This window comes from Methylobacterium sp. GXF4 (genome assembly GCF_000272495.1).
Taxonomy (GTDB): domain Bacteria; phylum Pseudomonadota; class Alphaproteobacteria; order Rhizobiales; family Beijerinckiaceae; genus Methylobacterium; species Methylobacterium brachiatum.
The window spans coordinates 53,143-78,485 of the sequence record NZ_AKFK01000090.1; the positions used below are offsets into that span (position 1 = coordinate 53,143).

The window sequence follows — 25,343 nt, forward strand, 5'->3', positions numbered from 1 at the left end:
ATGTCGGTGTCTTACGCGGCCTTGGGCTTGGCCCGGTTCAGCAGCTTGCGGTTCACCAGCACCTCGGCGATCTGCACCGTGTTAAGCGCGGCGCCCTTGCGCAGGTTGTCCGACACGCACCAGAAGTTCAGGCCGTTCTCGATGGTCGCGTCCTCGCGGATGCGCGAGATGTAGGTGGCATCCTCGCCAGCCGCCTCGTGCGGGGTCATGTAGCCGCCGTTCTCGCGCTTATCGATCACCAGGACGCCCGGCGCCGAGCGCAGGATCTCGGTGGCCTTCTCGGCCGAGAGCGGACGCTCGAACTCGACGTTCACCGCCTCCGCATGCCCGATGAAGACCGGAACGCGGACCGCGGTGGCGGTCAGCTTGATCTTCGGGTCGAGCATCTTCTTGGTCTCGGCGACCATCTTCCACTCTTCCTTCGTGTAGCCATCCTCCATGAACACGTCGATGTGGGGGATGACGTTGAAGGCGATGCGCTTGGTGAACTTGCCGCCTTCCTTGATGTCGCCGGCGGTGAAGACGGCGCGGGTCTGGTTGAACAGCTCGTCCATCGCCTCCTTGCCGGCGCCGGAGACCGACTGGTAGGTCGAGACCACGACGCGCTTGATCGTGGCCGCCTCGTGCAGCGGCTTGAGGGCGACGACCAGCTGCGCGGTCGAGCAGTTCGGGTTGGCGATGATGTTGCGCTTGGTGAAGCCCACCACCGCGTCGGCATTCACTTCGGGGACGATCAGCGGCACGTCCGCGTCGTAGCGGAACGCCGACGAGTTATCGATCACCACGCAGCCCTGCTGGCCGATCCGGGGCGACCATTCCTTGGAGGTCTCGCCGCCCGCCGACATCAGGCAGATGTCGGTGTCGGAGAAATCGTAGGTGTCGAGGGCTTTGACCTTGAGCGTTTTGTCGCCGAAGGAGACTTCCTGACCCTGGCTGCGGCGCGAGGCCAGCGCCACGACCTCGTCGGCGGGGAAGGCCCGCTCGGCCAGGATATCCAGCATCTCACGGCCCACGTTGCCCGTGGCGCCTACGATGGCGACCTTGTAACCCATCTCTCGTCTCCGCGCGGAAAACCCCGACCGATCCGGGTGCCGCGCTCTTGCCAGCAAACTCGGCCGAAGGATCGTTCGCGCCGAAGGGGCGCCCGGCGAACGGGCGCGGCCGCGAACCCTCACGAAGTGGGGGCGACGGCCTGTCCGAGCAAGGCGCCGAAGGTGTGGGGCTGTCAAGGCCGGGATTGGCGCCGCAAGACTCGATTCACCCTGTGGCGGGAATGCCGGGCATGACGGCCGGTTGGAGGGTGGTGATCAACTTAGCGCGGTGATGATCGCGGGCGGCCAAGACGAGCGGCCGTCCGCACGGGGCATCATGCAGACCGACCGACCGAGCACAGATGAGGCGGGCGCTTCCGGCGCGCCCAAGGGGCGGCGCACGCTCTCGCTGGTCGGCCTCGGCCTGCGCCTCGTCATCGCCTCGGCGATGATCGCCGGTCTGTGTCTCTATGCCCGGCAGGCGCCGGTGGCGCCGCAGGTGGCAATGCCCGTCACGGCGGCGTTCGTACCGGCGACGCCCGCGCCGAAAGCGCCCGCTCCGGCCGCCCCGGTGCGGTTCGGGCTCTCGGAGCCCGGCCTCGACCCGGTCCGGGTCGCGGCCGGCCGGATCGATCCGGTGACCGGTCTACGCGAGGATGCGCTGGCGCGGGGTGCCTTCGAGGCGCTCGAAGCCCCGGCCCTCCGGGTGACGCTGACCCGCGGCGACGCGGCCGGGCGGGCACCCGGCCTGTTCATCCTGCTGGCCCGGCGGGCCGCGACCGATGGGCCGGCGCTGGCCGTGATCCGCACCGGGCCGGGCGGCACGGTCGCCACCAAGTTCGGCGCCGTGGAGACACTGGAAGTCACCCTCGGCGGCCCGACACGGCGGACCTGCTTGGGCTTCGTCAGCCGCGAGACCGTCTTCCGGCTGGACGGCTGGCTCTGCGCTCCGCTGGGGCATCCCCCCGAGGCGCGAACCCTGGGCTGCATGGTCGATGCGCTGAGCCTCGACGACCCGGCGGATCCCGACGCGACCGCGGCCTTCATGGCCCCCCGGACGGATCAGGGATGTCCAGTAACGACGGTCGCGGATGCCTCCGAACCGACCGGATCGATCGGTCGTCGGCGATCGCACACGAAAAAATGAGGCCAGAATACGGCAAATCGCCGAAGCTCGGCCATTTTCGCGGAACCACAGCCCCACTCAAGCGTCGTTCTATCAAAGGCGGCGAACTGTTAAGCTTCGGTCGCCATACTGATGGCACTCACAGACAAGGTTGGCCATGCGCTCGCTTAAGATCGCTCTTCTCGGCGTCATCGCCGCCACCGGCTTCGGCGCCCTGGCGTCTGCGCCCGCCCAGGCCCAGGAGGGTTTCGGCCCGGGTCGCGTCTACAGCGTCAGCCGTCCGCTCCCGATCCGCGTCCGTCCGCGCAGCTGGCTCGATGCCGGCAACGTGCCCCTGACCTCGAACGTTCCGGGCGCCGGCGGTTCGGGCAACCCGGCCCTGAACCCCTACTTGATCGCCGCGTCGAACCAGCTGAACCCGGCCTTCGGCCCGAACGACCGCTTCGGCCGCGGCATCCTGCCCGACCCGATCACCAACGGCCCGTTCATCGGCGCGCGCTCCACGGCCGTCCGCAACGTCGACCTCTCGTTCGTCGACCGGTTGGACCCGACCTCGCCGCTGTACGGCCGCCCGTACTAAGCCGAGCCCTATTCCTGACGGTGAGAAGCGCGGGCCCTCGGGTCCGCGTTTTTCGCGTTTCTGGGGCCTTGTCTTGCACCGCCGCATCCTGAGGGGCGAGCGTCGAAGGAGTTCTTCAGCGGCCCATGTGGGCCCCGGCGCGCTCCTCCGAGACCCGCTGACGCGGGCTCATCAGGATGAGGCAGGAGAGTCGGGCGATCGCCGACCTGAGCCCGTCGTGGGATCGCTCCGCGTGGCAGGCGATCGCGGCCTCGGCACCGCGTCGCTTATTTGACCTGCACGCTGTCGACGACTTCACGGAACTTGGCCAGCACGCCGGTGCGCTGATCCTCGCGCACGACGCCCAGGGCGCGCAGGTACCCGTCCGGATTGAATCGGATGGTCTGTGAGACGACCACGGGAACGTTGGTCGGCATGTCGACCGCTCGGGCGACGATCTCGTGCCAGTCGACGCCGTTGGAGCGGTAGCTCTGTGCGCGCTCGATCACGAAATCCTTCATGGTCTGGTTCGAGGCCAGCGCCGCCCGGGCGAAGCCGTCGCGCTGCTCGGCGGCGGGCGGCTGCTGGACCGCCTGAGCCAGCACCAGAATCGGCTGTTCCAGATTCTGCATCTGGTCCTTCGGGCCCGCCGTGAGCAGGACCGAGTTGCCGGCCAGCACCCGGATCGGTCGGAAGCCCGCCATGTTGCCGATGCGGAACGGCAGGGCCTCGACCTGCTGGTCGAGGGTGAGCGGCGGACGCAGGGTGACGCCGGTCACCAGCTTGCGCATCGTCTCCTCGGTCTCGGCATCCGGCAGAGCCTGTGCGATGATCAGGCCGGTCACGGTCGGCGTGCCGACTACCAGGATCCATTTGCGGATCGCCGGTGCGGTGGCGTTGGGATCGGCGGGCTGCTCGCCGGTGTAGAGCATGCCCTCGTTGTCGCCGACCTTCACCTCCTCGCGCTTCTCCACCGCGAAACCCTGGCTCAGGAGGTTGGCGTCGGTGAAGCCGCTGACCAGTTCCGCGAAGGCGTTCGGCGGCAGCTCGACCACCGACAGGGTGGCGCCGCCCTCCTTGCGCTCGAAGCCCGAGAAGCGCCGCGACAGCGCCATATCGGCCGGCGGCTCGAATCCGAAGCGGGAGCCCGGTGGATAGACCGGATCGGCGGCAGACGCCGCGGATCCGAGCCCGGCCATCAGGACGGCCAGGGACAGAACCCGCCCGAAACGCAGCGTCAGGTTACGCACCAGCATCGGAAACCGGTTCTCCACGCGCGAGGACCCGAGCGGGCTCGCTTCGTGCGATGGGTCTGCCCGCGGCCATTATCTGTCAAGCCGACAATGAGGCGGACGCGCGATCGGTCCGGGGAGAGACGATCATCAACGCGGCGAGACTGATACCGCAGGCGTAGGCCGCCAGGTTCCAGGCCGAGAAGATATTGCCGAGAAGCAGCTGGCCGGCCAGCGTTCTGCGGAACGCGTCGAGCTCGGCACCGTGCAACAGGCGGCTGCCTTCCATGATGGCCGCGATGACGCCCGCGGCGACCCAACAGCCCGGCACGCGCCAGCCGGGCGGCCGCACGGCAGCAACGAGCGCGAACAGCATCGCACCCCAGAGGATGCCGCCGCCGTAATGGTGGATCGCCAGGGGCAGATTCCACTTCGGCAGCCGCAACAGCAGCCCGAGGCCGATGAACGCCGCGGCTGCGCCGAGGGAGCGTGTCCGGCTTATGGCACGGCCACGTCCCCCGATGCCGGGAAAGCGAGGGGCCGAGCGCTCAGGCGGCTGATCCCGTTCACCCGCGCGATCAGCGTGTAGGACACGATCATCAGGAGGAACCAGGACGAGAGTTTCGCGAGCGGGACGGGGGACCAATGAAGCTTCTGGTTGGGGTACAGCCACGTGCCGGTGAAGGTCCCGACATTCTCGGCGAACCAGATGAAGAGCGCCACGAGGAGCAGGCCGAGGAGAAGCGGCATTCTGCGATGGGATCGCCAGACCTGGAAATGGATCGTGGCCGGCGCGAACAGGACCACCGCAACCGCCAGGAGGCCGTAGCGCAGGTCGTAACCCAGGTGATCGGTCAGGAAATTGACGTAGATCGCCACCGCGAGGGTCGACAGAACAGTCAGGTTCGGGTGCCGGGTGAACCGGAAGTCGAACAGGCGCCAAACACGGGCCAGGTAGCTGCCGACGGCGGCGTACATGAAGCCGGTAAAGAGCGGCACACCGCCGATCCGGAAGGCGCTGATTTCGGGGTAGACCCAGCTGCCGATCGCCGTCTTGTGCACCTCCATCACCGTACCGATGACGTGGAAGACGAGGATGACCTTGGCCTCGGTCCAGGTCTCCATTTTGGTCGCGAGCAGGATCGCCTGAAGCGCCAGCGCGGCGAGGAACAGCGCGTCGTAGCGCGCGAGCGGCGCGTGGGCCGGCCAGACCAGGCGCGTGCCGATCATCAGCGCGAGCAGCAGGCCGCCGAACAGGCAGGCCCAGCCCTGTTTCACGCCGAAACGCAGGAACTCGTAGAGCGCCGCCGCGACGGGCCCGCGGGCGGCAGCGGCGTCGCCCAGGCGGCGCTCGGCCGCGATGAACCGCGCGATGGGCGGCCATTGCGCCGCCACGCTGTCACGTCGCGCGAAAGAGGCTGGCCGCATGGCTGGATCCCGTAAGGTTGCAGCCGCGAGAGCGAATCACCGTCAGGGCTTTCCGGTGACGTCGGCGGTGACCCGGCGCAGGGTCAGGTTGCAGCGCCCGCCATCCGGCAGGAAGCCCGGCAGTGGATTCTCCGCGAGCAGGTCGTTCACCGCATAGAGGCGGTCGACCCCGTGGTGGATCAGGCGCGAGGCGCCGCCGATCACCAGGGCGTCGCCGGGATGGAGGCGGATCGAGCGGGTCGGGTCCGAGCGCTGCAGGCCGCCATAGCGGAACAGGGCCGTGGCGCCGAGCGACAGGGAGACGACCGGGGCGGAGAAATCGGCCTCGTCCCGGTCCTGGTGCAGGCCCATCCGGGCGTCCGGGGCGTAGAGGTTGATCAAGCAGGCTTCGGGCGGTGCCGGAAACGCCGCCAGCGCGTCCCAGGCGGCCAGCGCACCGGGCGGGATCGCGGGCCACGGCTGGCCGGTCTCCGGATGGTTCGGCTGGTAGCGGTAGCCGCTCCGGTCGGAGACCCAGCCGAGCGGCCCGGCATTCGACATCCGCACCGAGAAGGGCTTTCCGGTGCGCGGCATGCACGGGGTGACGGGCGGCGCGGCCGCCAGGACCGCCGCGACTTCGGCGGCGAGCCGCGCGCGGGCGGCCGGATCGAGGAAGCCCGGATGGTGGATCAGGCCCGGCGCGAGTTCGGTCGCCAATCAGCGGTCCGCTTCGCCGTCGCGGGCGAGGATCTGCTTGGAGGCGACCGTGGTGTCGGCGGCCAACCGGTAGACCAGCGGCACCCCGGTCTTGATCTCCAGGCCGGCGATTGTGTCGGGGCCGAGATGGTCGAGCACCATCACCAGGGCGCGCAGCGAATTGCCGTGGGCCGCGACCAGGACCCGCTGCCCGGCCATCACCCGGGGCAGGATCGTCTCGATGTAATAGGGCAGGACCCGGGCGGCGGTGTCCTTCAGGCTTTCGCCGCCGGGCGGCCGGACGTCGTAGGAGCGCCGCCAGAGGTGGACCTGCTCCGCGCCCCATTTGGCGCGGGCATCGTCCTTGTTGAGCCCCGCGAGGTCGCCGTAATCGCGCTCGTTCAGGGCCTGCGACCGCTGCACGTCGAGATCCCGGAGGCCCATTTCCTCCAGCATCAGCGCGCAGGTGCGCTGCGCCCGGATGAGTTCAGACGTGAAGGCGATATCGAACCCGTAGCCCGCCTGCTTCAGGGCTCGACCGGCCGCGCGCGCCTCGTCGACGCCGCGCTCGGTGAGGCCGGGGTCGCGCCAGCCGGTGAACAGGTTCTTGAGATTCCACTCGCTCTGGCCATGGCGAGCGAGGACGAGGAGTCGCTCCATCGGCAGATCGTATCCCTGGTTGGTGGTCTAGAGCCCGAGCACATCCGCCATGGAATAGAGCCCCGGCGGCTTCGGATGTGCCCAGAGCGCGGCCTTGACGGCGCCGGCGGCGAACAGCCCGCGATCGGCGGCATGGTGGCTGATCGTCAGGGTCTCGCCGGCGCCGGCGAAGATCACGCTGTGGTCCCCGACCACGGAGCCGCCCCGCAGGGTGGCGAAACCGATATCGCCGGGGCGGCGCGCGCCGGTATGCCCGTCCCGGGTCGAGACCCGCACGTCCTTCAGGTCGACGCCGCGGCCCTCCGCGGCGGCCTCGCCGAGGAGCAAAGCGGTGCCGGAGGGCGCATCCACCTTCATGCGATGGTGCATCTCGGCGATCTCGATGTCGAACTCGTCGCCCAGCGCCTTGGCGACCCGGCGCACGAGCTCGGCCATCAGGTTGATGCCGAGCGACATGTTGCCCGAGCGGACGATGCGCGCGTGGTAGGCGGCGGCCCGGAGCTTGGCGAGGTCGTCGTCGGACAGGCCGGTGGTCCCGACCACATGGACGATGCGGGCCTGGGCGGCCAGCTCGGCGAATTGCACGGTGGCGGCCGGGGCGGTGAAGTCGAGCACCCCGTCCGCGGTGGCGAAGGCCTTCAGCGGGTCGTCGGTGACCGGAACGTCGAGGGGCGGCAGGCCGGCCAGCACGCCGGCATCCTGCCCGAGGACCGGCGAGCCCTCGCGCTCGATCGCCGCCGCGAGGGTGCAGCCCTCGGCCTCGGCCACCGCCCGCACCAGCATCCGCCCCATGCGCCCGTCCGCGCCGACCACCACGAGCCGCATCAATGTTGTCCTGTCGTCGTTCCGTCCCGGACAAGCCTGGCCGATGTCGGGCGCGCCATCAATGGGCCGGACGCCGGCCGGGACTGTTTCGGGCGGGGGCTCCCGCAGCCTCTCTCCGATGAAAAGGGCGCGGGAGCCTGCGTTACAATCAGTCCTTCTCGGGGGCGATCGCCTCGAGACCGCCGATATGCTTCTGCGCGTAGAGCGGCAGGCCGATCTGCTTGATCAGCTCCAGCTGGGTCTCGAGGAAGTCGATATGGCCTTCCTCGTCCTCGGCGAGATCCTCGAACAGGCGCTCGGAGACGCGGTCGTTGATCGATTCGCAGTACTTGGCAGCTTCGAGGTACAGGCTGCGCGCGCCGTTCTCGGCGGCGAGATCGCACTCGATGATCTCCTGCACGGTTTGACCGATTCGCAGAGGCTCCAGCTCCTGCAGGTTCGGGAAGCCGTCGAGGAACAGGATCCGGTCGATGAACCGATCCGCGTGGTTCATCTCCTCGATCGATTCCTTGCGCCAGAACTTGGCGAGATCGATATAGCCCCAGTCATTGAGCATCCGGAAATGCAGCCAGTACTGGCTGACCGCAGTCAGCTCGCTCTTCAGGCCGCGATTCAGGTACTCGATGACCTTGGTGTCGCCCTTCATGCCCCCGTACTCCTTACAGCTATTCTAGCGGGGGGGCATTGGCGTCACGCCGTGATCCCGTCCTCCGCAGTTTGGAATAAAACCAAACTGCAAGCGCTAGCGCAAGCCGTGGAGCATTCATGGCTGCCCTGATCGGCCGCCGCTTCTCTCAGCGCATTGCGCATGATCTCCCGGATGGTCCGGGCGCAGCGCCCGCATTTCGGGCTGCAGCCGAGGCAGGCATAGACCTGCGCCGGGGTGCGGGGACAGCCTGGGCCGGGCGACAGGCAGCTGCGAACGGCGCCATCGGACAGGACGTTGCAAGAACAGACGATCATGCGCGGTGCAGAACCCGTCTTCCTCGGGCCAGACCCGAACGCGTCGGGCCAGGCAATTCGGACCTACCAGATTAGAACGACTGAAAAGTAGAAGACTTTTCAATATCTTACTGGTCATCGGGGAGATGGCACCGCTGCCCCGGCGGGTCAAGGCGAAGCCAATCACTGCGTCGCGAGCGATTCCTCAGATCCGGTCAGAGGCCTCGAAGACCGGAGGCGTCAGGCGGGACATCCGGCCTCAGCGGGCGAGTTCGCGCAGGCCCAGCCGAATCAGCACCTTGGCCTCGGCGCCCTCCTCGGCGCCCTTCAGGGCCGCCGCGATCGCGGAAGCCGCCTGCACCTGCGGGTAGCCGAGATTCACCAGCGCCGAGATCGCGTCGGCCACGGGTCTGGGGGCGGCCCCCTCCTCGACGGCGCCGGTCAGCGCGATCAGCGCCGGATCGACCGGGGCGAAGGCGGGGGCCTTGTCCTTCAACTCGGCGGTGAGCCGGGCCGCCAGGCGCGGCCCGACGCCGGGCGCCCGGCTGATCGTGCCCTTGTCGCCGGTGGCGATGGCGTTCGCGAGGGCGTCGGGTTCCAGCACCGACAGGATCGCCAGGGCGACCCGTGCGCCGACGCCCTGGACGGTCTGGAGCAGGCGGAACCACTCCCGCTCGGCATCCGAGCGGAAGCCGTAGAGCCGGATCATGTCCTCGCGGACATGGGTCTCGATCGACAGCTCCGCCGCCTCGCCGACCTTGGGCATGCGCTGGAGCGTGCGCGCCGAGCAATGTGCGATGTAGCCGACGCCGGAGACGTCGAGGATCACGAAATCCTCGCCGAACGAATCCACCACGCCCTTGAGCTTGCCGATCATTCTGTGCCCGTCCGCTGTCGTGGCGATGCCTATAGAAGCCGGGGCGCGTCCGCCAGACGCGCTTGAGCCCCGGGGCACTTCGTGAAATCAGGGGGCCGTAACGGCCAGGCTTCGAGACGATCCTGCCGGGCCGGACGAGCGGGGAAACGACCATGCGCGCGCCCATACTCGCCCTGATCGGCCTGTTGTGCCTCGGTCCCGCCCGGGCGGCGGACGACCCGGCCGCAGCGGCCCCGAGCAAGGATCCGACCCAGGTCCGGGCGGGCGCCTATGTCCTCGACCCGGATCACGGCAAGATCACGTGGTCGGTCAGCCATCTCGGCTACTCGACCTATTACGGTCAGTTCACCGGCCTGTCCGGCAAGCTCGACCTTGACCCGAAGGCCCCGGACAAGAGCCGCCTGGAGGTCACCGTTCCGCTCGGCGGCGTCGTCACCGGCAGCCCGCGCCTGAACGAGCACCTGGCCGCGCCGGACTTCTTCGACACCGCGAAGTTCCCGAGCGCGACCTTTACGGCGACCGCTGTCGAGCCGACGAGCCCGACCACCGCGCGGATCACCGGCGACCTCACCCTGCGCGGCGTGACCCGACCGCTGGCGATCGACGCGACCTTCAACCAGGCGGGCATCCACCCGGTGGACCAGCGCTACACCGTCGGTTTCGACGGGCGCGCCGTGGTGAAGCGCTCGGATTTCGGCGTGAACGCCTACCTGCCCGCTCTGGGCGACGAGGTGTCGTTGCGCATCGAGGGCGAGTTCAAGGCGGCGCCCTGAGTCTCGGCTCCGCGAAGGCGGGCGATCGAGCCGGCGCCGAGATGGCCTTGGCGCCCGGGCCGGTATAGGCAGCGCCGGTCGCCCGCCTGCTCCGGACCGGTCGCCCGAGAGGGCCGCGCCCGTCGCGGGCGGCGCGCCGATCGTTGCCATGGAGGTCTGAGCGTTGCGCGGTGCTTGGCTGATCTGGTCTCTGGTGCTGGCGGGTCCGGCCTGCGCGCAAGCGCCTGCGCCGCCCACGCCCTCCCCGCTCGATAATTATGCCGAGGCGGCGGCGACGACCATCATCGCCGAACAGGCCTGCCCGGGCATCCAGGTGAAGGCCGGGCAGCTGACGACCCTGCGTCTCGCCACCAAGGTCGGCGCGGCGCAGGAACCCATCCTCCAGGAGAAGCTGCGGACCCGGGCGACGCAGGTCCGCCAGCAGCTCGCGGCCGACGGCCGGGAGGCGTGGTGCACGCAGGCGCTGGCCGCCTTCGGTCCTCAGGGCAGCGTCGCCAAGGGCATCCTGGCGACCGGCGCACCAATCCGCTGACCCTGTCCAGGATTGACACGGAGCCACCCCGCCCCTACTGACCCGGCATGGCGCGCGGCCTCCTCGACGAGGTCCGCGCGTTTCGCGTTGTCCGGGTCCGCCCGTGCAATGACTTCAAACAAGAAGCCGGTCCAGGGGCAGCCGCCCCGGAGGCCGTTCGAGAACACGAGAGCAACGATGTTCGCAGTCATCAAGACGGGCGGCAAGCAGTACCGCGTCGCCGCCAACGACACCATCACCATCGCCACCCTGCCGGGCGAGGCCGGTGAAACCGTGACCTTCGGTGAGGTCCTCCTGTTCGCCGACGGTGCGGGCGCCACGCAGGTCGGTGCGCCGACCCTGTCGGGCATCAGCGTCACGGGCGAGATCGTGAGCCACGGCCGCGACAAGAAGGTCATCGCCTTCAAGAAGCGCCGCCGCCAGAACTCGCGCCGCAAGCGCGGTCACCGCCAGCACCACACCGTGGTGCGCATCACTGGCATCTCCGCGTGATCGAGCGCGGGCCCCAGGTGAGGCCCGCGATCCGCGCGACCCACACGCATTCGGAGCAGATCCCATGGCACACAAGAAAGCAGGCGGCTCGTCCCGCAACGGCCGCGACTCGGAAGGCCGGCGCCTCGGCGTCAAGAAGTTCGGCTCGGAAGCCGTGATTCCGGGCAACATCATCGTGCGCCAGCGCGGCACCAAATGGCATCCCGGCAGCAATGTCGGCATGGGCAAGGACCACACGCTGTTCGCGCTGGTACCGGGCCATGTCCGCTTCGAGACGCGCCGCGGGCGCGCCTTCGTGGCCGTAACCCCGCTGGCCCAGGCCGCGGAATAACAGGCGGGCGCCCGAGCGGCGAAGCTGGCGTCCCGCCCGGTGTCCCACACCGGACCGGAGACGTCGATGCCGAGCCCCTCACGGGACGGATCGGACGGAACACCGGGGAGGATGGGGCACCATCCTCCCCTTCGTCGTCTTGAGGCGGTGCCCCGGAGCCGGGAACGCCGCCCTGCGAGGGCACGATGTTCCCCGATCTCACCCGCGACGATGTCTTCCGGATCGAGACGCGTAGGCTCTGGCTGCGCTGGCCGACGGCCAAGGACAGGGACGCCATTCTGAAGCTGGCCGGCGACCGTGCGGTGGCCGAGATGCTGGCGCGGGTGCCGCACCCGCTGCCGGCCCCGGTGGTCGACGCGTTCCTGCTGCAGGCGCGGGCCGAGAACGCGACCGGCGCGGGCCTGACGCTGGCCCTGGCGCGGCGCTCGGCGCCGGCGAGCCTGATCGGTGTCGTCGCCATCCACCCCGGCAGCGACGGCACGCCGGAGCTCGGCTATTGGCTCGGCCAACCCTATTGGGGCGCCGGCCTGATGCGCGAGGCGGTGCGGGCTCTCTGCAATGCGTTCTTCGCCTATGCGGGCGGGACCGACCTCGCCTCCTCGGCGCGGATCGTGAACCCGGCGTCCCGGCGCGTGCTGGAGGCCTGCGGGTTCGTGCATACCGGCACCGGCACGAAGCCGTTCCCGGCCCGCGGCGCCGATCTGCCGGTGGACCTGTTCCATCTGGATCGGGCCCGGTGGCGGGCCTGCGCCGCCGAGGCGGTGTTGACGGAGGCGGCTTGAGCGCGCGGCCTTCGACATCGGCAATGGAGCGCAATCGCCGACGGAATGAGGGTGCGGGTCGCTGATCCGCATCGGAGAGCGTCATCGCCGAAGGGTTTCGGACTTTCGGACAATGATGATGCCACCTAGGTACTTAGAGCATCGGCTAGGATTGCGGATCCGGGACGGTGCTCGACAAGGGATAGAGCTGTGAAATTCCTCGACGAAGCCAAGGTCTATGTCCGCTCCGGTGACGGCGGTCCCGGCTGCGTCTCGTTCCGGCGGGAAAAGTTCATCGAGTTCGGCGGCCCGAACGGCGGCGATGGCGGGCGCGGCGGCGACGTCTGGGTCGAGTGCGTCGAGGGCCTCAACACCCTGATCGACTACCGCTACCAGCAGCACTTCAAGGCCAAGAAGGGCGAGCACGGCATGGGCTCGAACTGCCACGGCGCCAACGGCTCCGACGTGGTGCTGAAGGTGCCGGCCGGCACGCAGATCTTCGCCGAGGACGGCGAGACCCTGATCGCCGACCTCACCGAGGTCGGGCAGAAGATCCGGCTCGCCAAGGGCGGCAATGGCGGCTTCGGCAACGCCTACTTCACCACCTCCACGAACCGCGCCCCGAAGCACGCCAATCCGGGCCTGGAAGGCCAGGAGATGTGGATCTGGCTGCGGCTCAAGCTGATCGCCGATGCCGGCCTCGTCGGGTTGCCCAATGCGGGCAAATCGACCTTCCTGGCGAGCGTCACCGCGGCCAAGCCGAAGATCGCCGATTACCCGTTCACGACCCTGCATCCGGGCCTCGGCGTGGTGCGCTCGGACAACCGCGAATTCGTGCTCGCCGACATTCCCGGCCTGATCGAGGGCGCCCACGACGGCGTCGGGCTTGGCGACAAGTTCCTGGCGCATGTCGAGCGCTGCCGGGTGCTGCTGCACCTCGTCGACGGCACCAGTGAGCATGCCGGCAAGACCTACAAGCTCGTCCGCGGCGAGATCGAGGCCTACGGCAACGGCCTGGCCGACAAGCCCGAGATCGTGGCGCTCTCGAAGGCCGACGCGCTCGATGCCGAGACGCTCAAGAGCCAGGTCGCCAAGCTGAAGCGCGCCGCCGGCCGGGCGCCGCTGGTCCTGTCCTCGGCCAGCCGCAAGGGCGTGCCGGAAGCGCTCCGGGCGATCCAGACCGAGATCGACACGAGCACAGCCGCGGAGGCGGACGCCCGGCCGGCGGTGGCTTGGCAGCCGTGAGTGACGGGGCGGGACGCGCGGGCTAATCTGGCCGTCGGAGAAATCCCGATGACGCAGCAACTGACGATTCGCGACGAGGATTTTGAGCTGGCCCGCGACATTGCCGGCCGGCTCGGGACTTCTTTGAATGATGCAGTGGCGAAAGCCCTCCACGATCTGGACCGTCGTACGGGACCGGATCGCGGCCTCGAGTTTTCGCAGCAGGCTGAACTTGACGCTCTTCGAGCTCTGGTGGCCGAGGCACGTCCCCACATCGTTCCCGGAGCTCAAAACGATCATGGCTGGCTCTACGATTGGAACGGCCTGCCGGCATGATTGCGCTGGACAGCTCCGCGCTCGTTGCCATTGCTCTCGATGAGCCCGAGGGACGGATCTTCGCCGAGATGATTGTTCGTCATCGGGCGATCATCGGAGCACCGACGCTCTTAGAAACACGCATGGTGCTTGGTTCGCTGATGCCAACATTCGCCGATGCGTTTCTTGATCGGCTCATTGCGATGCCGAGTATCCGAACCACGAATTTTGGCCTGGACGCTTTCCGTGCCGCTGCCGATGCCTTCAGGCGATATGGAAAGGGCCAGGGGCACATTGCCTACCTGAACTTCGGCGATTGCCTGGCCTACGCGGTGGCCAAGGTTCATGCGGTGCCCCTCCTCTTCAAGGGGAACGACTTCATCCACACCGATCTGGTGCCGGCCTACAACCCGCGCGCCTGATCGGCCGAGGCGTCCAATCCCGCAGGCCCGCGGCAATGCCGGGCTTGGCGTCTTCGGAAGGCCGTCGCGCCTCCGCACGCTGTTCATTCGCGCGGACTTCGTCCAAACCGCATCGATGCCTCGTCTCTGCGAAGAATTATGATCCCGGCCCTCGAAGAATTCCGCCGCGTCGTCATCAAGGTCGGGTCGGCCCTGTTGGTCGATCGCAATGCCGGCCGGCTGCGCCACGCATGGTTGGCGGCTTTGGCGGAGGACATCGCCGAGTTGCACGGGCGGGGCGTCGATGTGCTGGTCGTGTCGTCCGGCAGCATCGCCCTCGGGCGGACGGTGCTCGGCCTGCCGCCGGGGATCCTGCGGCTGGAGGAGAGCCAGGGGGCGGCCTCGGTCGGGCAGATCACCCTGGCCCGGCACTGGGCGGAAGCGCTCGGCCATCACGGCATCGTGGCGGGCCAGATCCTGGTGACCCCGCAGGACACCGAGGAGCGCCGCCGCTACCTCAACGCCCGGGCGACCGTGCTGAAGCTGTTGGAGATGCGCGCCGTCCCGGTGGTCAACGAGAACGACACGGTGGCGACCTCGGAGATCCGCTACGGCGACAACGACCGGCTCGCCGCCCGGGTCGCCACGATGATCGATGCCGACGTGCTGGTGCTGTTCTCGGATATCGACGGGCTCTACACGGCGCCGCCCCAATCGGACCCGGATGCGCGCCACCTGCCGGTGGTGGAGCGCATCACCCCGGAGATCGAGGCGATGGCCGGCGGCCCGGCCTCGGAACTGTCCCGGGGCGGCATGCGCACCAAGGTCGAGGCGGCCAAGATCGCGGCCTCCGGGGGCACGCACCTCGTCATCGCGGACGGGCGGGGCAAGAACCCCCTGAAGGCGGTGCGCGAGGGTGCGCGTTGCACCTGGTTCCTGTCCGGCTCGACGCCGACCGCGGCGCGCAAGACTTGGATCGCCGGCTCCCTAGAGCCGCGCGGGACGCTGACCATCGATGCCGGTGCCGCCAAGGCATTGCTCGGCGGCGCCAGCCTGCTGCCCGTGGGCGTCCGGGCGATCGAGGGCAGCTTCTCCCGGGGCGACGCCGTGATGATCCGCGATCCCGAGGGCCGCGTGCTCGGCCGCGGCCTCGTGGCCTATGACAGCGCCGAGGCGGCCCTGATCATCGGCCATCCGAGCGCGCGCATACCGGAATTGCTCAACTATCCGGGCCGGGCCTGGATGGTGCATCGCGATGATCTCGCGATGTTTTAGACTGGACTGATTCCGATCAGTTCTTGTCTAGTTGTAGAAGGTGCGATCTCTGTCACGCCCGGTGAGTCAGCACACTTGTGGGCCCGTCGCCCGATGTGCAAAGACCCGCTCTTCCCCTGTCGGGCCGGTCTTCGCGGCCCCCGAACACCGAGGACGCCAGCGTGCCCGTCCTGAACCTGAGATCCGATCTCGCCGAGGCCGAGGCCCTGCCGGAGCTGATGGCGGCGATCGGCCGGCGGGCGCGCGTCGCCGGCCGGCGCATGGCGCTCGCCTCCGCCCAAACCAAGGACCGGGCGCTGCGCCTCATCGCCGAGCGGCTGCGGGCGAATGCGGACGAGATCCTGCGCGAGAATGCCCGCGACGTGGCCGCGGCCCGCCAGGCCGGCCAGAGCGCCGCGCTGGTCGACAGGCTCGCCCTGGATGCCGGCCGCCTCGCGGCGATCGCCGAATCCGTCGAGAAGGTCGGGGCGCTGGCCGACCCGGTCGGGCGACAGCTCGCCGCGATCGAGCGGCCGAACGGCCTTCTGATCGAGCGGATCGCCGTGCCGCTCGGCGTCATCGGCGTCATCTTCGAGAGCCGCCCGAACGTCACCGCAGATGCCGGCGCGCTCTGCCTCAAGGCCGGAAACGCTGCGATCCTGCGCGCGGGCTCGGACAGCCATCGCAGCGCCCTGGCGATCGCCAAGGCGATGAGCGAGGGCCTGGCCGAGGCGGGCCTGCCCGCCGACGCAATCCAGCTCGTGCCGACCCGGGACCGCGCCGCGGTCGGGCTGATGCTCGGCGGCCTCGACGGCTGCATCGACGTGATCGTGCCCCGGGGCGGGCGCGGCCTTGTGGAGCGCGTCCAGGCCGAGGCCCGGGTGCCGGTCTTCGCCCATCTCGACGGCGTCAACCACGTCTACGTGGCGGCCGCCGCCGATCTCGACATGGCGCTGGCCGTGCTGCTCAACAGCAAGATGCGCCGGACCAGCGTCTGCGGCGCCGCCGAGACCCTGTTGGTGGACCGTGCCTGCGCGGCGACGCATCTCGCCCCCCTCGTCCGCACCCTGCTCGATGTCGGCTGCGCGGTGCGCGGCGACGCCGAGACCCAGGCGGTGGATCCCCGGGTGACGCCGGTCTCCGAGGCGGACTGGCACACCGAGTATCTCGACGCGATCATCGCGGCGCGGGTGGTCGACGGGATCGACGCGGCGATCGAGCATATCGAGACCTACGGCTCGCACCACACCGACGCGATCATCACAGCCGACCGCGCCGAGGCCAACCGCTTCCTGGCCGAGGTCGATTCGGCGATCGTCACCCACAACGCCTCGACCCAGTTCGCCGATGGCGGCGAGTTCGGTTTCGGCGCCGAAATCGGCATCGCCACCGGGCGCATGCATGCCCGCGGCCCGGTGGGTGTCGAGCAGCTGACGACGTTCAAGTACCGCGTCCACGGCAGCGGGCAGATCCGCCCGTGATCCGACCCGAAGTCCCGGCGTGCGGCTGATCCTGCCGCCGAGCGCGCCCGGCATGCGGATCGGCCTCTACGGCGGATCCTTCAACCCCGCCCATCGCGGCCACCGCCACGTCACCGTGACGGCTCTGCGCCGGCTCGGGCTCGACCGGGTGTGGTGGCTGGTGAGCCCCGGCAATCCGCTCAAGAGCCGGATTGCCCTGCCCTCCGTGGAGGCGCGCTGCGCCCAGGCCCGGGAGATCGCCCGGCATCCGCGCATCGCGGTGACCGGCATCGAGGCGGCGCTGGGTGTGCGCTTCACGGTCCAGACCCTGCGCTACCTGACCCGCCGCTGCCCCGGCGTGCAGTTCGTCTGGATCATGGGGGCGGATTCGCTCGGCAATTTCCACCGCTGGAAGGGATTCGCCGAGATCGCCCGGCTCGTGCCGATCGCGATCATCGACCGGCCGGGATTCACCATGACGCCGCTCAGCGCCCGGGCCGCCCACCGGCTGGCCGGGGCCCGGATCCCCGAGGCGGCGGCCCATACTTTGCCGACGCGCCCACCCCCGGCCTGGGTGTTCCTCCACGGACCGCGGTCGCCCCTGTCCTCGACCCAGATCCGCAACGGCAAACGGGGACGCTGAGGGCTCGAATGCGACGCAGTTGCAATCGTCGCACGATACAGCCAATTTCATACCGGTTCGCGAACCCTGACAGGGCGGCGCGACATCACGAGGAATCAGGACGCTGCCCGAGACCATTCGCACGGAGACCATCCGCACACATGCCCCCGTTCCGGAAGAGCCCGGAATGGCGCGCTCGGACGACCTGAAGGCGCTCGCCCTCTCGTGCCTCGACGAGATGAAGGCCGAGGAGACGATCGCGATCGACCTGGCTGGCAAGACCTCCCTCGCCGACACGATGATCATCGCCTCCGGCCGGTCGCAGCGCCATGTCGGCTCGATCGCCGACAAGTTCATCCAGGAGATGAAGAATCGCGGCTACGGCAATGCCCGGGTGGAAGGCATGCCGGCCTGCGACTGGGTGCTGATCGATGCCGGCGACGTGCTCGTCCACATCTTCCGCCCGGAAGTGCGCGGATTCTACAATCTCGAGAAGATGTGGGGCGCGGATCGCCCGGTCGGCCTGGCGGCGGATTAGCGGTCGCCCGACCTACACCGTCATTGCGAGTGCAGCGAGGCAATCCGGCAGGGGCGCGACGTCGAGAGATCGCGCGCTGCCCTGGTTTGCTTCGCTGCGCTCGCAATGACGGCGTGGCAACATCTGTCCCACCCCCTCATCCTGAGGTGCCGCGGCGCAGCGGAGGCCTGGAAGGAGACCTCCAGGGATCGCGCGGCCGGCGGGAGGGCTCCTTCGCGGCTCGCTTCGCTCACATCTCAGGATGAGGGTCAGGGTTGGGGCAAGCCTCATCGAACCCGTCCCGAAACAGCGAGAGATCCCCTGCCCCGTGCGCCTCGTCCTGGCAGCCATCGGCCGGTTGAAGGCCGGCCCGGAGCGTGAGCTCGCCTCACGATACCGCGACCGCGCCGCGCAGCTCGGCCGCGGGCTCGGCTTTCCCGCCTGCGACAGCGTCGAGATCGTCGAATCCCGAGCCCGCCGGGCGCCGGACCGCTGCGCCGAGGAGGCGTCTGCCCTGCTGACGCATCTGCCGCCCGGCGGGGTGCTGGTCGCCTATGACGAGCGGGGACGGTCGGATATCGCCAGCGAAGCTCTCGCCGAGCGGATCGCCGGCTGGCGCGATGCCGGTCGGCCGGCGCTGATGGTCGCGATCGGGGGGCCGGACGGCCTAGATGCCTCAATTCGGACGAAGGCGGAGCTGATCCTGTCGTTCGGGGCCGCCACCCTGCCCCATGGACTCGTGCGCGTGCTCGCCCTGGAACAGATCTATCGCAGCCTGACCATCCTGGCCGGCCATCCGTATCACCGCGGCGAGCCGGGCTGAGGCATCGTGCGGTTCGATCGCCTCGCCCGTGCCGTCCTGCCGCGCTCAATCCGATGCACGCTCGTGCTGGTCGCGCTCGCCTGCGCCGCCGGACCATCGCGGGCCGAGGACCCGGCTCCCAATGCCGACGCGGAAAAAATCCAGCGCGCCACCGAGGAGCGCGAGCGGCGGGCCGAGAACCTGAAGCGAGTCCAGGACGCGCTCGCAGCCAGCGCCGGCCAGCGTGCGCAGTTCGAGGCCGAGATCACCGCCATCGGCTCGGACCGGGCCAAGCTCGACAGCGCCCTCCTCGATGCGGGGCGCCAGGCTCAGGCCACCGAAGACCGGTTGAGCCGCCTGGAAGAGCGGCTCAGGGCGATGACCGAGAGCGAGGCCGCGATCCGGCGCTCGCTGCATGCCCGCCGCGGCATCGTCGCCGAGATCCTGGCGGCTTTGCAGCGGATGGGCCGGCGGCCGCCCCCGGCCGTGCTGGTGAGCCCGGAGGACGTGCTCGCGGTGATCCGCACCTCGATGCTGCTCGGCGCCGTGGTTCCGGAGCTGCGCGGCGAGGTCGACACCCTGGCCGCGGACCTCGCCGAGATGATCCGCCTGCGCGGCCTGATCGCGCAGGACAAAGAGGGGCTGGCCAACGACCTCGCCGGCTGGGCCCGCGAGCAGCAGCGGCTCCAGGCCCTCGTGACCGCCCGGCGTGCCCGGCAGGCGGAGGTCGAGAGCGGCCTGACCGCGGAGCGCCGACGCGCCGCCGAGCTCGGCGCCCAGGCCAAATCGCTGAAGGACCTGCTCGACCGCACCGAGGCCGAGGTCGCCGCGTCCAAGCGCTCGGCCGAGGAGGCCAAGGCCGCGGCCGAGCGCGAGGCCCGGGTGACGCAGGAGCGTTTCGCCGCGGCGGGCTTCCGCGACCCGGCGCGGCTGGCCCCGAAGGTGCATTTCGCCGAGGCGCGGGGCGAAGTGCCGCGGCCGGTCAGCGGACGGCTGATGCGGGGCTTCAACCAGCCGGACGGCAATGGCGGGATCACGCGCGGCGTGTCTTTCACGACCCGGCCGAAGGCGCTGGTCTCCTCGCCGGCGGATGGCTGGGTCAAATTCGCCGGGCCGTTCCGGTCCTATGGGCGTCTCTTGATCATCGACGCGGGCGATGGCTACTATCTTCTGCTGGCGGGGATGGATCAGATTAGCGTAGAGGTCGGCCAGTTCGTACTCGCGGGGGAACCCGTGGGCAGCATGGGCGAGGGTAGCGCGGGCTCGCCCGGGTCCGACGGTGAGCCGACCCTCTACGTCGAGTTCAAGAAGGATGGCGGCTCCGTCGATCCGGAGCCGTGGTGGGCGAAGAGCCCCAGTGATAAGATACTTGGCGAGAAGGTTCGCGGCTGATGCGCAAGACATCCCTGATCATGCTCGGCGCCTTCCTGGGTGCCGGCACCTCCATGGTGGCGACCCAGACCGACTTCCTGTCGGGACCGCGGGCGGTGGCCGCCTCGGCCGAGACCTATCGCCAGCTCAGCCTGTTCGGCGACGTCTTCGAGAAGGTTCGCACCGACTACGTCGAGAAGCCCGACGAGTCGAAGATGATCGAGGCCGCCGTCAACGGCATGCTGACCTCGCTCGACCCGCATTCGAGCTACATGGACGCGAAGGCGTTCCGTGACATGCAGACCACCACCCGCGGCGAGTTCGGCGGGCTGGGCATCGAGGTCACCATGGAAGACGGCCTGATCAAGGTCGTCACGCCGATCGACGACACTCCGGCCGCCAAGGCGGGCCTGCTGGCCAACGACATCATCACCCAGATCGACGACGACCAGGTCCAGGGCCTGACCCTGAACCAGGCTGTCGACAAGATGCGCGGCCCAGTGAATTCGAGCGTGAAGCTCAAGATCTCCCGCAAGGAGTCGAAGGACCCGATCGACGTCACGCTCACCCGCGACGTGATCAAGATCAAGCCGGTGCGCTCGAAGGTGGAGGGCGGCGACGTCGCCTATATTCGCCTGACCCAGTTCAACGAGCAGACCTTCGACGGCATGCGGGCGGCGATCGAGAAGCTCTCGAGCGAGATCGGCGCCGACAAGCTCAAGGGCTACGTCGTCGACCTGCGCAACAACCCGGGTGGCCTGCTCGACCAGGCCGTGATGGTCTCCGACGGCTTCCTCGACCGCGGCGAGATCGTCTCGACGCGCGGTCGCAACCCCGATGAGACCCAGCGGTTCTCGGCCAAGGCCGGCGACCTGACCAAGGGCAAGCCGGTGGTGGTGCTGGTCAACGGCGGCTCGGCCTCCGCCTCCGAGATCGTGGCCGGCGCCCTGCAGGACCACAAGCGCGCGACCATCATGGGCACCCGCTCCTTCGGCAAGGGCTCCGTGCAGTCGATCATCCCGCTCGGCGGCTCCGGCGCCCTGCGGCTCACCACGGCGCGCTACTACACGCCGTCCGGCCGCTCGATCCAGGCGAAGGGCATCGAGCCCGACGTCGAGGTGCTGCAGGACGTGCCCGACGAGCTGAAGGGCAAGGACGAGACCAAGGGCGAGGCCGGCCTGAAGGGCCACCTGAAGCAGAAGGATACCGACGAGCGCGGCGGCTCCTCCGCCTACATCCCGCCGGATCCGGCCAAGGACAAGCAGCTCCTCTCGGCAATCGACTTCCTGCACGGCATCCAGAAGGGCGCCGCCAACGGCACCCAGGCGCCGGCGAAGCCGAGCGTGCCGAACTGATCCCTTCTGCCTGAGTGAGATCCCGACACGACCCCGTCCGGCCCCTGGGCCGGGCGGGGTTTTTCGTGGCCGATCGGGGCGTTAGCGGAAGATTAACCATACCGGCCGGCAATGATCGCCGGGATTCGCGCCGCTGCTATCGGGCGTTGGACGCGCATCCGCATCGAGTGCCGCTTGACCGAACCCACCGACGATATCCTCACGCGCCCCCTCGGGGTGCCGGAGGCGCGAGCGCCGGAGCGGCCCCTGGGCCGGTTCGCGCGCCTCGTCGCGCCCCTGCGCCGGCCGAAGGTCGCGGCGGGCGCGATCGCCGGCGGGCTGCTCGCGGCCTGCGGGCTGGTCCTGGCTCTGGGCGACCCGCAGGGTGGCGAGCCGCGGGTCGAGGTCGCGATCACCCTGCGCGAGCCGCTGGCGCGCCCTGCCCCGGCGCCGGTCGCGGCCGTCCCGGAGCCCTCGGGCCCGGTGGTGGTCAATGCCGGCGGCTCGCAGCAGCGCAGCGCCGAGGAGATCGAGACCGCCTCGGGCGTGACCGTGGTGCGTCCCCCGGGCTCGGGTCCGAGCGAGGCCGTGGTGATCCGCGTGCCGCCGGCCAACGCCCCACGGCTCGCCTCCGCGCCCGACCCGCGGATCAGCGAGCAGGGCCGCCACGGCATCATGCCGAAGCTCGGCGAGGGCCGGATCCGCGCCCTCGACGTCTATGCCCGGGCGGAGGAGCCCGGCACCGGCCCGCGGGTCGCGATTCTAGTGACCGGCCTCGGCGTCGGCCAGGCCGCCACCGCCGGCGCGACCGTGCGCCTGCCCGCCGCCGTCAGCCTCGCCTTCCTGCCCTACGGCGCCGAGGCCGAGCGCTCGGCCGCCCGGGCCCGCGATGCCGGCCACGAGGTCTTCCTCCAGCTGCCCATGGAGCCGTTCGACTATCCCGACAGCGACCCCGGCCCCCAGACCCTGCTCACCACCCTGAAGGGCCTGGAGAATGCCGACCGCCTCGCCTGGTCGCTCGCCCGCTTCCCCGGCTATGTCGGCGTGGCGAACTTCATGGGCGCCAAGATGATGGCCGACCCGGCCTTCGAGCCGGTCCTGCGCGAGATCGGCACCCGCGGCCTCGGCTTCCTCGACGACGGCACCGGCCCGAAGCCCGCGCCGGCCAACAAGGGCCGCACACCGATCGCCCGGGCGGAGCTCGTCCTCGACGCGGTGCCCCGCGCCGACGCCATCGATGCCGCGCTGGCCCAGGCCGAGGCGCGCGCCCGGGCCAGCGGCTTCGCCCTGGTCTCGGCCAGCGGCGCGGCGCTCAGCGTCGACCGGATCGCCCGCTGGGCCCGGGACCTCGACGCCCGCGGGATCCGTCTGGTCCCGGCGAGCGTCGCCCTGCGCGGCGCGCCGGAGAAGCGGGTCAGCGTCGCCAATTGACCGCGCGCTTTCCGGGCCGGCGGCGTTGCCGCGCGACTTGCGCCTGACCTATGGTCGCCGGCGATGACCACAGATTCTGATCCGGGCGCCGCGTTGCCCTACCGCCCCTGCGTGGGCGTCGCGCTGATCGCGCCTTCGGGCGGCGTCTTCGTCGGGCGCCGGACCAAGGATGCCGGCCCGGAGCACGTCGCCGGCCCGTATATGTGGCAGATGCCCCAGGGTGGCATCGATCCCGGCGAGGATCCCGAGATGGCCGCCCGCCGGGAGCTCTATGAGGAGACCAACGTGCCGCCGGACGCCGTGCGGCTGCTCGGCGAGATCCCGGACTGGCTCGCCTACGACTTGCCCCCGGCTGTGATGAAGCAGGCCTGGAAGGGACGCTATCGCGGCCAGACCCAGAAATGGTTCGCCTACGGCTTCCTCGGCAGCGAGGATCTGATCGACGTGCTGAGCCCCGGCGGCGGCGCCCACAAGGCCGAGTTCGATGCCTGGCGCTGGGCGCGCTTCTCCGAGTTGCCGGACCTGATCGTGCCGTTCAAGCGCCCGGTCTACGAGCGCGTGGTCGAGGCGTTCGCCGGCCTCGCGGGCTGGGCGGCCGAGACCGGGACGAGCCGGCCGTGACGCGGCGGACGGGATCGTAACGGTGGTGCGCTGGCTCGCGATCCCGCTCGCACTCGCTCTGGCGTGGCTTGCCTTCACGGTGAGCCCGCTCTGGTCGCTCTACGATCTCGCGCAGGCCGTGCGCCGGCACGACGTGGCCTATATCGAGAGCCACGTGAATTTCCGGACGCTGCGTCTGTCCCTGGTCCGCCAGATCACCGGGGCGGTGCGGGCCGCCTCCGACACCGACCTGGAGCTCGAGCCCCGCGACCGGCAGCGCCTCAACGACGTCGCCTACGGCCTCGCCCTGGCGCTGGCCGAGACCCTGGTCACGCCCGAGACGGTCATGGACCTGCTCGACAACGGTTGGCCCGACAAGCTCGACATCGAGCGCCCCGCCGACCTCAAGCCGGAGGGCCTGGCGATCGGCAGCGCCGGCCGGCTCTTGCCCTACTACACGTCGTTGGAGATGCGCGGCTTCCGGGCCGTGGTGATCCCGATCCCGCCCGAGGCCCCCCGGGCGGAGCGTACCCGGATCCGGCTGCGGCTGCGCGGCCTGAGCTGGCGGCTGGTCGATATCGAGATGGCCGGCATCCTGCGCGCCCAGATCGCCGCCAAGCTGGGCCGGGCGCTGGCCCGGGCCAAGCTCGGAGCGAGCGCCGGGGAGGAGAAGTAGCGGCGCTTTCCGGCGCGCGATGGTCGCGGAGCGACGAACTCAGACCGCGACGGCAGCCCCCCGAAACCCGAGCCGCTTCCTCATTCTGAGGTGGGGTGTCGGGACAAACGTCGATCGTCGGTGCGCGGGCTTACCCCCGCTCAATCCGGCTTCGCGGCCGGCGCTTTGGCGGCCGGCGTCTTCTCGTCCACCGGTGCCTTGGCCTTGGGCTTGCGGGCTTCGACCAGGCTCTCGGCCTCGTCCTCGTCGGTGTCGCCGCCCTGCACGATCGTCTTGTCGGGGTTGGCCAAGAGCGACTTCGCGATGCCGAGCAGCACCTCGCACTCGCCCGGGAATTTGTAGGTCTCCAGAACGATCGCCGCGTCGCGCAGCGTGCGCAGGTCGCGCACCGTCTGGGCGTTGGCGTCCGCCTGCAGTTCCTTCTTGGCGGCGATCCCCTCCTCGATCTGGGCGCCCTTCACGTCGCACGCGGCCCGGGCCGGCAGGGTGGCGGCCGCGAGGGCGAGCGCGAGACCGGTGGCGATGAGGGGGCGCCGCATGGCGGGAATCCTTGGGGGTGGGGTTCAGGCGTGATGGTGGTGCGCGGTGCGCAGGATGTCGTTCGTGAGCGCGACGAGCTGGCTGGGCCGGTACGGCTTCGGGACGAACACCGATTCGGAGACGGCGTCGGCGGCCGACAGGCAGGCACGGCCGCCGGACGTGTAGATGACAGGCAGGTCCGGGCAGACGCTGCGGGCGCGGCGCGCCAGCGCCAGGCCGTTCGTGTTGCGGGCGAGGTCGATATCGGTGAAGAGCATGTCCACGCTCTCCCGTGCCAGGATCGCCTCGGCCTCCCAGGCATCCGCGGCGGTGAGCACCCGATAACCTTCTTCGAGAAGCGCCTCGGCGGCCAGCTCGCAGACGGTCGGCTCGTCCTCGACCACGAGGATGGTCGCGGCGGCCGGGTCCAGGGCGGGCATGGACGGGCAGGCGAAGGCGGCGGCGAACGGCATCATGACGCAACTCCCACTCACCCGGCGGGGGCGCGGTAGCCCCGTGCCGGATCGAAGGAGCAACGGGCCCCTGCGCCCCGGCGTTCGCCGTGATTGCATC

Annotated in this window: 32 protein-coding genes; 20 read left to right on the plus strand and 12 right to left on the minus strand. The window is 69.8% G+C overall.

All coding sequences use genetic code 11. The annotated features are described in order from the left end of the window. Positions 1-11: 11 nt before the first annotated feature. On the minus strand, positions 12-1,052 hold the full coding sequence (locus tag WYO_RS25705; protein ID WP_007568179.1) for an aspartate-semialdehyde dehydrogenase: 1,041 nt from the start codon (positions 1,050-1,052) through the stop codon (positions 12-14). A gap of 316 nt (positions 1,053-1,368) precedes the next feature. Here WYO_RS25705 and WYO_RS25710 point away from each other — a divergent pair, with 316 nt between their 5' ends. Both WYO_RS25710 and WYO_RS25715 read left to right on the plus strand, forming a co-directional pair. Further along, a complete protein-coding gene (locus tag WYO_RS25710) occupies positions 1,369-2,178 on the plus strand; it encodes a hypothetical protein (RefSeq protein ID WP_244424303.1) in 810 nt (269 codons plus the stop codon). A gap of 136 nt (positions 2,179-2,314) precedes the next feature. After that, the gene (locus WYO_RS25715) at positions 2,315-2,737 is read left to right on the plus strand and encodes a hypothetical protein (RefSeq protein WP_007568184.1); all 423 of its coding nucleotides are present in this window, start codon (positions 2,315-2,317) and stop codon (positions 2,735-2,737) included. Positions 2,738-3,003: 266 nt separating this feature from the next. Here the strand turns inward: WYO_RS25715 and WYO_RS25720 are convergent, their stop codons facing one another. The 9 genes from WYO_RS25720 to ruvA form a co-directional block, all read right to left on the minus strand. Further along, the gene (locus WYO_RS25720) at positions 3,004-3,972 is read right to left on the minus strand and encodes a hypothetical protein (protein ID WP_007568186.1); all 969 of its coding nucleotides are present in this window, start codon (positions 3,970-3,972) and stop codon (positions 3,004-3,006) included. A gap of 76 nt (positions 3,973-4,048) precedes the next feature. Continuing rightward, on the minus strand, positions 4,049-4,393 hold the full coding sequence (locus WYO_RS31945) for a DUF2809 domain-containing protein (RefSeq protein WP_007568187.1): 345 nt from the start codon (positions 4,391-4,393) through the stop codon (positions 4,049-4,051). A gap of 53 nt (positions 4,394-4,446) precedes the next feature. Next, complete coding sequence (locus WYO_RS25730; protein ID WP_007568189.1) at positions 4,447-5,376, minus strand: DUF817 domain-containing protein; 930 nt, start codon at positions 5,374-5,376, stop codon at positions 4,447-4,449. A gap of 42 nt (positions 5,377-5,418) precedes the next feature. Further along, complete coding sequence (locus WYO_RS25735) at positions 5,419-6,072, minus strand: alpha-ketoglutarate-dependent dioxygenase AlkB (RefSeq protein ID WP_007568191.1); 654 nt, start codon at positions 6,070-6,072, stop codon at positions 5,419-5,421. Further along, positions 6,073-6,711: a 2,3-bisphosphoglycerate-dependent phosphoglycerate mutase gene (locus WYO_RS25740; RefSeq protein ID WP_007568193.1), complete on the minus strand. Its 639-nt coding sequence runs from the start codon at positions 6,709-6,711 to the stop codon at positions 6,073-6,075. A 27-nt stretch (positions 6,712-6,738) separates the two neighbouring features. Next, positions 6,739-7,536, minus strand: coding sequence for a 4-hydroxy-tetrahydrodipicolinate reductase (gene dapB / locus WYO_RS25745; RefSeq protein WP_007568195.1), 798 nt, complete (start codon positions 7,534-7,536; stop codon positions 6,739-6,741). Positions 7,537-7,684: 148 nt separating this feature from the next. After that, complete coding sequence (bfr, locus tag WYO_RS25750) at positions 7,685-8,182, minus strand: bacterioferritin (protein ID WP_007568197.1); 498 nt, start codon at positions 8,180-8,182, stop codon at positions 7,685-7,687. A 44-nt stretch (positions 8,183-8,226) separates the two neighbouring features. Beyond that, positions 8,227-8,499: a (2Fe-2S)-binding protein gene (locus tag WYO_RS32270; protein WP_081497045.1), complete on the minus strand. Its 273-nt coding sequence runs from the start codon at positions 8,497-8,499 to the stop codon at positions 8,227-8,229. Between the two features lie 238 nt (positions 8,500-8,737). Beyond that, a complete protein-coding gene (ruvA, locus tag WYO_RS25755; protein ID WP_007568199.1) occupies positions 8,738-9,355 on the minus strand; it encodes a Holliday junction branch migration protein RuvA in 618 nt (205 codons plus the stop codon). Between the two features lie 152 nt (positions 9,356-9,507). On the opposite strand from ruvA, the gene WYO_RS25760 reads away from it, so the two are divergent. From WYO_RS25760 to WYO_RS25840, 18 genes are all read left to right on the plus strand, one after another. Further along, positions 9,508-10,128, plus strand: a complete 621-nt coding sequence (locus WYO_RS25760; protein ID WP_007568201.1) for a YceI family protein — start codon at positions 9,508-9,510, stop codon at positions 10,126-10,128. Positions 10,129-10,291: 163 nt separating this feature from the next. Further along, complete coding sequence (locus WYO_RS25765; RefSeq protein WP_007568204.1) at positions 10,292-10,660, plus strand: hypothetical protein; 369 nt, start codon at positions 10,292-10,294, stop codon at positions 10,658-10,660. Between the two features lie 177 nt (positions 10,661-10,837). After that, positions 10,838-11,152: a 50S ribosomal protein L21 gene (gene rplU / locus WYO_RS25770; protein ID WP_007568206.1), complete on the plus strand. Its 315-nt coding sequence runs from the start codon at positions 10,838-10,840 to the stop codon at positions 11,150-11,152. A 64-nt stretch (positions 11,153-11,216) separates the two neighbouring features. Beyond that, positions 11,217-11,483 carry a 50S ribosomal protein L27 gene (gene rpmA / locus WYO_RS25775; RefSeq protein WP_007568208.1) on the plus strand — a complete coding sequence of 89 codons (267 nt, stop codon included), beginning with the start codon at positions 11,217-11,219 and terminating at the stop codon, positions 11,481-11,483. Between the two features lie 185 nt (positions 11,484-11,668). After that, positions 11,669-12,265: a GNAT family N-acetyltransferase gene (locus tag WYO_RS25780; protein ID WP_007568210.1), complete on the plus strand. Its 597-nt coding sequence runs from the start codon at positions 11,669-11,671 to the stop codon at positions 12,263-12,265. Positions 12,266-12,454: 189 nt separating this feature from the next. Next, positions 12,455-13,489, plus strand: a complete 1,035-nt coding sequence (gene obgE, locus WYO_RS25785) for a GTPase ObgE (protein ID WP_007568212.1) — start codon at positions 12,455-12,457, stop codon at positions 13,487-13,489. Positions 13,490-13,537: 48 nt separating this feature from the next. Further along, positions 13,538-13,804 carry a type II toxin-antitoxin system VapB family antitoxin gene (locus WYO_RS31195; RefSeq protein WP_007568214.1) on the plus strand — a complete coding sequence of 89 codons (267 nt, stop codon included), beginning with the start codon at positions 13,538-13,540 and terminating at the stop codon, positions 13,802-13,804. Further along, positions 13,801-14,205, plus strand: a complete 405-nt coding sequence (locus WYO_RS25790; protein ID WP_007568216.1) for a type II toxin-antitoxin system VapC family toxin — start codon at positions 13,801-13,803, stop codon at positions 14,203-14,205. The genes WYO_RS31195 and WYO_RS25790 overlap by 4 nt, the downstream gene beginning before the upstream one ends. 138 nt (positions 14,206-14,343) lie before the next feature. Beyond that, positions 14,344-15,459: a glutamate 5-kinase gene (proB, locus tag WYO_RS25795; protein WP_007568218.1), complete on the plus strand. Its 1,116-nt coding sequence runs from the start codon at positions 14,344-14,346 to the stop codon at positions 15,457-15,459. A 161-nt stretch (positions 15,460-15,620) separates the two neighbouring features. After that, positions 15,621-16,919 carry a glutamate-5-semialdehyde dehydrogenase gene (locus tag WYO_RS25800; RefSeq protein ID WP_007568220.1) on the plus strand — a complete coding sequence of 433 codons (1,299 nt, stop codon included), beginning with the start codon at positions 15,621-15,623 and terminating at the stop codon, positions 16,917-16,919. Positions 16,920-16,971: 52 nt separating this feature from the next. Then, a complete protein-coding gene (locus WYO_RS25805) occupies positions 16,972-17,541 on the plus strand; it encodes a nicotinate-nucleotide adenylyltransferase (RefSeq protein WP_007568222.1) in 570 nt (189 codons plus the stop codon). A 166-nt stretch (positions 17,542-17,707) separates the two neighbouring features. Beyond that, complete coding sequence (rsfS, locus tag WYO_RS25810) at positions 17,708-18,058, plus strand: ribosome silencing factor (RefSeq protein WP_007568224.1); 351 nt, start codon at positions 17,708-17,710, stop codon at positions 18,056-18,058. A gap of 307 nt (positions 18,059-18,365) precedes the next feature. Beyond that, the gene (gene rlmH, locus WYO_RS25815) at positions 18,366-18,860 is read left to right on the plus strand and encodes a 23S rRNA (pseudouridine(1915)-N(3))-methyltransferase RlmH (protein WP_007568227.1); all 495 of its coding nucleotides are present in this window, start codon (positions 18,366-18,368) and stop codon (positions 18,858-18,860) included. A 48-nt stretch (positions 18,861-18,908) separates the two neighbouring features. Further along, positions 18,909-20,231: a peptidoglycan DD-metalloendopeptidase family protein gene (locus WYO_RS25820; protein ID WP_193375367.1), complete on the plus strand. Its 1,323-nt coding sequence runs from the start codon at positions 18,909-18,911 to the stop codon at positions 20,229-20,231. Beyond that, entirely contained in the window at positions 20,231-21,565 is a 1,335-nt protein-coding gene (locus WYO_RS25825; RefSeq protein WP_007568231.1) for a S41 family peptidase, read from the plus strand. The genes WYO_RS25820 and WYO_RS25825 overlap by 1 nt, the downstream gene beginning before the upstream one ends. Positions 21,566-21,739: 174 nt before the next feature. Continuing rightward, complete coding sequence (locus tag WYO_RS25830; RefSeq protein WP_007568233.1) at positions 21,740-22,975, plus strand: divergent polysaccharide deacetylase family protein; 1,236 nt, start codon at positions 21,740-21,742, stop codon at positions 22,973-22,975. Between the two features lie 63 nt (positions 22,976-23,038). Next, positions 23,039-23,596 (plus strand): RNA pyrophosphohydrolase, encoded by a 558-nt coding sequence (locus WYO_RS25835; protein WP_007568235.1) that lies wholly within the window; start codon positions 23,039-23,041, stop codon positions 23,594-23,596. Positions 23,597-23,618: 22 nt separating this feature from the next. Next, positions 23,619-24,251, plus strand: a complete 633-nt coding sequence (locus WYO_RS25840; RefSeq protein ID WP_007568238.1) for a DUF2939 domain-containing protein — start codon at positions 23,619-23,621, stop codon at positions 24,249-24,251. Between the two features lie 140 nt (positions 24,252-24,391). On the opposite strand, the gene WYO_RS25845 is transcribed toward WYO_RS25840, so the two are convergent. Both WYO_RS25845 and WYO_RS25850 read right to left on the minus strand, forming a co-directional pair. Further along, on the minus strand, positions 24,392-24,790 hold the full coding sequence (locus tag WYO_RS25845; protein WP_007568239.1) for a hypothetical protein: 399 nt from the start codon (positions 24,788-24,790) through the stop codon (positions 24,392-24,394). 24 nt (positions 24,791-24,814) lie between these two features. Further along, complete coding sequence (locus WYO_RS25850) at positions 24,815-25,246, minus strand: response regulator (RefSeq protein WP_007568241.1); 432 nt, start codon at positions 25,244-25,246, stop codon at positions 24,815-24,817. Positions 25,247-25,343 lie beyond the last annotated feature (97 nt).

Coding starts and splice junctions, on each gene's coding strand:
- proB (WP_007568218.1), top strand. CDS start 14,344: ATGATCCCGGCCCTCGAAGAATTCCGCCGCGTCGTCATCAAGGTCGGG.
- WYO_RS25850 (WP_007568241.1), bottom strand. CDS start 25,246: ATGATGCCGTTCGCCGCCGCCTTCGCCTGCCCGTCCATGCCCGCCCTG.
- WYO_RS25825 (WP_007568231.1), top strand. CDS start 20,231: ATGCGCAAGACATCCCTGATCATGCTCGGCGCCTTCCTGGGTGCCGGC.
- WYO_RS25835 (WP_007568235.1), top strand. CDS start 23,039: ATGACCACAGATTCTGATCCGGGCGCCGCGTTGCCCTACCGCCCCTGC.
- WYO_RS25845 (WP_007568239.1), bottom strand. CDS start 24,790: ATGCGGCGCCCCCTCATCGCCACCGGTCTCGCGCTCGCCCTCGCGGCC.
- rsfS (WP_007568224.1), top strand. CDS start 17,708: ATGGCGCGCTCGGACGACCTGAAGGCGCTCGCCCTCTCGTGCCTCGAC.
- WYO_RS25780 (WP_007568210.1), top strand. CDS start 11,669: ATGTTCCCCGATCTCACCCGCGACGATGTCTTCCGGATCGAGACGCGT.
- WYO_RS25790 (WP_007568216.1), top strand. CDS start 13,801: ATGATTGCGCTGGACAGCTCCGCGCTCGTTGCCATTGCTCTCGATGAG.
- WYO_RS25720 (WP_007568186.1), bottom strand. CDS start 3,972: ATGCTGGTGCGTAACCTGACGCTGCGTTTCGGGCGGGTTCTGTCCCTG.
- WYO_RS25705 (WP_007568179.1), bottom strand. CDS start 1,052: ATGGGTTACAAGGTCGCCATCGTAGGCGCCACGGGCAACGTGGGCCGT.
- rpmA (WP_007568208.1), top strand. CDS start 11,217: ATGGCACACAAGAAAGCAGGCGGCTCGTCCCGCAACGGCCGCGACTCG.
- WYO_RS25760 (WP_007568201.1), top strand. CDS start 9,508: ATGCGCGCGCCCATACTCGCCCTGATCGGCCTGTTGTGCCTCGGTCCC.
- bfr (WP_007568197.1), bottom strand. CDS start 8,182: ATGAAGGGCGACACCAAGGTCATCGAGTACCTGAATCGCGGCCTGAAG.
- rplU (WP_007568206.1), top strand. CDS start 10,838: ATGTTCGCAGTCATCAAGACGGGCGGCAAGCAGTACCGCGTCGCCGCC.
- WYO_RS25710 (WP_244424303.1), top strand. CDS start 1,369: ATGCAGACCGACCGACCGAGCACAGATGAGGCGGGCGCTTCCGGCGCG.
- dapB (WP_007568195.1), bottom strand. CDS start 7,536: ATGCGGCTCGTGGTGGTCGGCGCGGACGGGCGCATGGGGCGGATGCTG.
- ruvA (WP_007568199.1), bottom strand. CDS start 9,355: ATGATCGGCAAGCTCAAGGGCGTGGTGGATTCGTTCGGCGAGGATTTC.
- WYO_RS25730 (WP_007568189.1), bottom strand. CDS start 5,376: ATGCGGCCAGCCTCTTTCGCGCGACGTGACAGCGTGGCGGCGCAATGG.
- WYO_RS25805 (WP_007568222.1), top strand. CDS start 16,972: ATGCGGATCGGCCTCTACGGCGGATCCTTCAACCCCGCCCATCGCGGC.
- WYO_RS31195 (WP_007568214.1), top strand. CDS start 13,538: ATGACGCAGCAACTGACGATTCGCGACGAGGATTTTGAGCTGGCCCGC.
- WYO_RS25715 (WP_007568184.1), top strand. CDS start 2,315: ATGCGCTCGCTTAAGATCGCTCTTCTCGGCGTCATCGCCGCCACCGGC.
- WYO_RS25740 (WP_007568193.1), bottom strand. CDS start 6,711: ATGGAGCGACTCCTCGTCCTCGCTCGCCATGGCCAGAGCGAGTGGAAT.
- WYO_RS32270 (WP_081497045.1), bottom strand. CDS start 8,499: ATGATCGTCTGTTCTTGCAACGTCCTGTCCGATGGCGCCGTTCGCAGC.